Below are 4,129 nucleotides of genomic sequence, written 5' to 3' on the forward strand. Positions count from 1 at the left end.
GACGGCCGCTGCCCCAAACTCCACGACAGTGACCTGCGCGTCGGTGACGCATGCCGCGAGATCGAGAAGGACTGCGGGCTGCGCCGGCTGAAGAACCGCCTTCCTCGGTGGAAGCGGTGTTACTCGGTGGTTGTGCTCGCGCTGCAAGAGGGCGTACGCACCACAAGGTGTCGGTGTGGCCCGAGGAGGTTCACGTCCCAGTACTGGTCGTCGTAGCCGAGGCCGAGCGCGACGACGTCGGAGCTCATGAGGACCTTGTAGAACCCGTCGCTGGGCTCGGGGTCCGTGGCCATGTCGGCGAAGTATCCGTCGCTGGCGTACCCGTGGAACAAGAATTCCTCAATGTACTGCGAGTAGATGCCGGCGTCACTCAGTCGCGTGCGCAGGTCCCGGCCGTCGCTTCCGATGGACGTGAGCTTGTCCATCGTGGCCATGTCCCCGGCGTGGGCCCGGGCGACGTCACTGGCCGTGTCCGAGATCAGCAGCGCAGGAAGATTGTGGTCGTCCCGTTCCTTGTTGATTTCGCAGACGATGGCGTCGATGTCCGGGTCGTAGTCCGCCACGGATGTCGCTGCCGGTTGCTGTTGCGGTGTAACCCCCGCAGCCGCATTCGAGGGTCCCGCCGTCAGCAGCGCGAACACTCCGGCCGCCGCGACGGCACCCGCCGACCTCACCACGTGTCTCATGCCTGATCTCCTCAGTAGCACGACCCCTGACCGGGGACGACGTGCTCACTGTCGCGGGTGCTTGCATCCCGTAGGTGTGCGACATGCCCTACTCCCTCATCTGGACGCGAGGGTTGCGTCGCCCGGTGCCCCATTGGCTGAGCAGGGGGCGGTTCGTTCGGCTGCCTGGAGCCACCGAAGTTGCAGCACGGTCGTGTACGCACTGCGCGAGAGAATGCGATCCCGCGTTGTCGGAAGTACTCACGCGGGCCGTCCAGGAGGCGCGGCCCCTCATGGCCGAGTACGCGATCCCGCCTTCAACCGCCAGATTCCGCACCACGACGGACATGGCCGCCCACCTCGACAAGTACGACAGCGAGCCCCAGGGCAAGATCAAACCCGCATGCTGATCCTCTGCGAGCCCAAGCCCCGCCGCAGCCTTGGTGACAGGGCTTCGATGGGGGCTGTGGAGGGAGTCAGCTGGCCGCTTTCGCACAGACGACGTAGAAAGTGAAGCTCACATTTTCGGTTCCCTCATTCGTTGCGGAGAGGATCCAGCTAGTCCCGTCAGAGCTCGGACCGGACTCGTTGATGCGGAGGCTGGCCGGTGGGCCGCCCGTCATCGTTGCGCCGCCGCTCAAGACGCGCTTTCCCGTAGGGCACGTTCCGGGGAACGACGATAGGGAACCAGCCCGAGCAAGCGCGACATCGGCGACACCGATCACCTGCTTAGAGAGGAATGTACGAATTGAGTGTTTGTTGGTGGCGCATCGACATGTCCGGTGTCAGCCTTTCGGCCGCTACCCAGCCACCGGCGCTCAAGGTGTCCTGAGGAGTGGCCGCGCCCCACCCACGTCGTCCAAAGCACCTTGCATGGCATCGAACACCTGCTGCTGTTGGACTGTAGGAAATTTGGCCCTGTCTCGCTTTCGGTGGTGACGGAGCGTGCTGCTATCCCAGGGGGATGCGGTGCCGAAGCAGGTGGAGCATGCTCGTCCGTGCATCTGGCGTGCGATCCGTTTGGTCTTGGTGTGGATGCCCTCGGTGGGGCGGCCATTGCTGTACGGAAGCGTGAGCCGGCGATCACGGCGTCGATGTCCCGGTCCAAGGCCGGGTGAAGGCATGTAGGTGGGGCAGGTCGGCTGTTCTGACTTGGGTGGTCCAGCGCGTGAGCGCGTCGCCGTTGTCGGCATGCGGCAAAAGGAGCAGGGCGAAATTCCTGGTATCGGTGGCGGTTGGTTCAACTTAGGGCTGGCAGTGGTGAGGGGGAAAGGCCAGAAAAGACCGTCTGCACGAGCTCGTTGACATCCTTCATGCGAATATCAACGGCGACCCTCAAGACTCTCCGTAACCACCGAAAGTGAGACAGGGCCGTTGATTAGATACTCCCCCGTGCGGGTCACCCCTATCTTGACAAGCGCTTCCCCCCGGGCGTGAACACCCGGGGTTCCGCGCTAGATCCGGCTGAAGAGGGTGATGGTGGTGTCATCGGTGGCGGTGCGGGTGGCCGGGGCACCGCCTCCTGTGACGGTGACGGTGGCGGTGTTGGTGACGTGGCCGATGCGCAGGGGGAGGACGGTGAGTGAGATGGGCGGGTAGCTGCCGCTGGCGGCGAGGGTGTTGCTGCGCGTACAGGTCAGGGTGGACCGGGTGCAGCGCCATCCGGTGCCCGAGATGCTGTGGGCAATGAGTCCTCTCGGAAGCGTGTCGTGGACGGTGACCGTGGTGCCGTCGGTGGGCCCGGACCCGTTGTTGCCGACGGTGATGGTGTAGGTGCCCAGCCTTAGAAGCCTGAAATGCCCGGTGTGGCCCTTGGCAATGGTCAGGGAGGGCAGCTGCTTGCCGGCTGGGGTGATTGCCACGGCGATCGGGGTGCTGCCGACGGGGATGGTGTTTACGACGGTGTTGGTGGTGGTGTCGATCACCGACACGTTGCCCGAGCGAGAGTCGGTGACATAGGTGTGCAGGCCGTCCGAGGTGATCGCGATGCCGGTCGGGCCGTTGCCGACGGGGATGGTGTCTGCGACGGTGTTGGTGGTGGTGTCGATCACCGACACGTTGCCCGAGTCGGAGTTGGTGACGTAGGTGTGCAGGCCGTCCGGGGTGATCGCGATGCCGGTCTGGCTGTTGCCGACGGGGATGGTGTCTGCGACGGTGTTGGTGGTGGTGTCGATCACCGATACGTCATTCGAGTTCAAGTTGGTGACGTAGGCGTTCGGGCCCGGCGTGGCCCAGGCCGGGGACGTGGCCACGGCCGGCAATGCCACTCCCGCCAGCATGGTCAGCACGGCGATGCAGGACCGCAGCCATGCCGATGACCACGACCGTGGCACAAGCTGACCCTCCACGGGCCTCGAACCGTGGTAAGAGCCGGATAGCTTGCTCTTGCGTCTGATCATTAGCACCTCCGCCTCGCGATGGGAGCGGCCTTCGCCAGCCTTGCCTATGGTGCCGTCGATAGACCGGGGATCACTCACTGTGACCGCGGGCGAGCATAGCTCGCTTATAGAGCGCTTATTCCGCTATGACACGTTTCTACTGGGTCCGCTTCATAAGCTAGTACGTGGGGCCTCCGGTGCTGGGCCGCGAGGGCGGTGGAGTGCCGATGGGCGAGTCAAGTGCCGCCACGGGCGCAGTAGCCGAAGAGGTGAAGGGCCGGGTCTTTGACCTGTGGCTCTGTAATCGAATGAACCAATGACCTGTGGCTCAGCTGTCGACGGTTGTCAGAGTCGTTCGTCGTTGAGTACCCATCCGGCATCGCCGACCACGATGGGCAAGGTCGAGCGCATCAGACGCTGCGCGTGAAATCTTCGACGACTGCGGCGCGTTCGAGAGCATCGAGGCGGCTCAGGCGACGCTGGATGCGTGGGTGCAGGAAGACAACTCCATGCGTCCGTATCAGGCGTTGGGCATGCAGTCTCCGGGCGACCGCTTCACCCCGGTTGCTGAGCAGGAGCGGGACCTACTGGGCGTGAGGGTTCCCGGCTTTCCCCTCTTCCCGAGGTGGTGCAGGTGAACGAGGGCGGGCCGGGGGGAGTGCGAGCAGGTGGTGCCTGCGAGTGGGAATCTGCAGGTCGCGGGGAAGCAGTTCTGGCTCGGACCGGCCCGCTCAGGCTTGACGGTGATCTTCTGGGTCGAGACCTCGGTGATTCATCTGCTGGTCGCCGGGACGCGGATCAAGATCGTGCGGTCGCATGTGTCGGTGGCGGATCTGGGACAGCTGGTCGCCCGGGGCGGACGTGTGGCCGGACCGGCCCTGCTACCTGCCTGGACGACCGGTTGAATCCGCCCTGAGACCCCCCGTGATCGCGGTGGAAGATGACGCCGTCCACCCGGCCGCCGCGGGTACGGACGGTCGCCTCGAGAGCGCTGAATTACCTCGGAAACATGCTGCTCCGCACGCGGACCAATCGGCAAGAAATCTTGTTCAACTGCGGATTGCGCGCAGATGCAACACCCGCAAT

General features: G+C 64.5%; 4 protein-coding genes and 1 pseudogene. 2 read left to right on the top strand and 3 right to left on the bottom strand.

Annotation, left to right across the window (positions count from 1 at the left end):
• Nucleotides 1–119 precede the first annotated feature (119 nt).
• Nucleotides 120–686: a CAP domain-containing protein gene (locus AB0N17_RS45400; RefSeq protein ID WP_366017552.1), complete on the bottom strand. Its 567-nt coding sequence runs from the start codon at nucleotides 684–686 to the stop codon at nucleotides 120–122.
• 227 nt (nucleotides 687–913) lie between these two features.
• Here AB0N17_RS45400 and AB0N17_RS45405 point away from each other — a divergent pair, with 227 nt between their 5' ends.
• A complete protein-coding gene (locus tag AB0N17_RS45405; RefSeq protein WP_366017553.1) occupies nucleotides 914–1,075 on the top strand; it encodes a hypothetical protein in 162 nt (53 codons plus the stop codon).
• Between the two features lie 541 nt (nucleotides 1,076–1,616).
• On the opposite strand, the pseudogene AB0N17_RS45410 reads toward AB0N17_RS45405, so the two are convergent.
• Both AB0N17_RS45410 and AB0N17_RS45415 read right to left on the bottom strand, forming a co-directional pair.
• Nucleotides 1,617–1,898, bottom strand: a pseudogene (locus tag AB0N17_RS45410) (transposase); the annotation flags it as partial.
• A gap of 221 nt (nucleotides 1,899–2,119) precedes the next feature.
• Complete coding sequence (locus AB0N17_RS45415; RefSeq protein WP_366017554.1) at nucleotides 2,120–2,932, bottom strand: hypothetical protein; 813 nt, start codon at nucleotides 2,930–2,932, stop codon at nucleotides 2,120–2,122.
• A gap of 779 nt (nucleotides 2,933–3,711) precedes the next feature.
• Between AB0N17_RS45415 and AB0N17_RS45420 the strand changes: the two genes are divergently transcribed.
• On the top strand, nucleotides 3,712–3,948 hold the full coding sequence (locus tag AB0N17_RS45420; RefSeq protein ID WP_366017555.1) for a hypothetical protein: 237 nt from the start codon (nucleotides 3,712–3,714) through the stop codon (nucleotides 3,946–3,948).
• The last annotated feature ends 181 nt before the right edge of the window (nucleotides 3,949–4,129 follow it).

It is taken from the genome of Streptomyces sp. NPDC051133 (genome assembly GCF_040682635.1).
Lineage (GTDB): Bacteria > Actinomycetota > Actinomycetes > Streptomycetales > Streptomycetaceae > Streptomyces.

Bases quoted from the DNA above. Each gene is read 5' to 3' on its own strand.
- AB0N17_RS45400 (WP_366017552.1), bottom strand. From the start codon at position 686: ATGAGACACGTGGTGAGGTCGGCGGGTGCCGTCGCGGCGGCCGGAGTG.